The sequence below is a fragment of the Desulfovibrio sp. Fe33 genome, assembly GCF_028532725.1.
Taxonomy (GTDB): domain Bacteria; phylum Desulfobacterota; class Desulfovibrionia; order Desulfovibrionales; family Desulfovibrionaceae; genus Pseudodesulfovibrio.
The window spans coordinates 1-733 of sequence record NZ_JAQKGU010000023.1; the positions used below are offsets into that span (position 1 = coordinate 1).

Here is a 733-nt window from a genome sequence, read left to right on the forward strand (position 1 = left end):
GGGTGGCAGTTGGGCACGGAAATGATGCCGTTGGACGCCCAGCGGGTGTGGGCGATGATGTTCAGGGTCTGCAATCCTGCGGACATGGTCCAGAGCAGGTCGTCGCTGCGGATGAATTCGCGCAGGGCCGCGCCGTTGTCCCCGAGCTGGCCCACGAGCTGGGCCACCTTGTAGAGGAAGCGGCAGGCGGTCCGGCCGTCGGCGAGCTTGCGCACCAGCACCTGGCGGGTGTCGGCGTTGCCGATGGAGCAGCGGTCCGCCAGTTCCAGTTTCTGTTCGACGGTCAGGGACAGCTCCGGGTCCGCGCCCTCGGGCAGGATGAAGGCCAGGGCCACGCCCGCAGAGTCGCGGCCGCGCACTTCGAGCTTGTCGATGGACTGGAGAACCTGCTCGGCCCCCCAGGCCAGGAAATGCCGGTCGCGGGCGTCCGGGGTTTCGGCCAAGTCCCCGGGCATGAGCGACAGGGTGCGGTCCACGTTGACCAACACCTCCTGCTCGATCTGCCAGAGATAGTCGTCCAGGGTTTCGTGCAGCCCTTCCAGCTCGTCCGTGCGCGGTCCCTGCTCCAGCTTCACGGCGGCCGCGTTGCGCAGGTTCCGGATGGTGTCCCGGACGGACGAAAGCGCCCGCAGCGTTTCGGGATCGCCCACGAGCCGCATATGCAGCCCAAAGGACATGAGCTCGTAGAACCGCTCCGCCAGCTCGCCCAGAGGCTTGGCGGCGTCGAGAAGGT

General features: G+C 67.7%; 1 pseudogene. It reads right to left on the minus strand.

Annotation, left to right across the window (positions count from 1 at the left end):
- A pseudogene (locus PSN43_RS15925) lies at positions 1-733 on the minus strand (SIS domain-containing protein); the annotation flags it as partial.